The sequence below is a fragment of the Rugamonas rivuli genome (assembly GCF_009380165.1).
Lineage (GTDB): Bacteria > Pseudomonadota > Gammaproteobacteria > Burkholderiales > Burkholderiaceae_D > Rugamonas > Rugamonas rivuli.
Window position 1 is genome coordinate 1 of record NZ_WHUF01000025.1, and the last position, 303, is coordinate 303.

Here is a 303-nt window from a genome sequence, read left to right on the forward strand (position 1 = left end):
CACGGTACTGGTTCACTATCGGTCGATTACGAGTATTTAGCCTTGGAGGATGGTCCCCCCATATTCAGACAGGATTTCTCGTGTCCCGCCCTACTTGTCGCACGCTTAGTTCCACACATCGCATTTCGAATACGGGGCTATCACCCGCTATGGCTCCTATTTCCAGAGGATTCTTCTATGCGTCATGCTAAAACGTGCAGGCTCTTCCCATTTCGCTCGCCACTACTTTGGGAATCTCGGTTGATTTCTTTTCCTGCAGCTACTTAGATGTTTCAGTTCGCCGCGTTCGCTTTGCATACCTAT

The 303-nt window shown here is 49.5% G+C and carries 1 rRNA gene; it reads right to left on the reverse strand.

Going from position 1 to position 303, the window contains the following annotated elements:
• Positions 1 to 303 (reverse strand): 23S ribosomal RNA (locus GEV01_RS30585); the annotation flags it as partial.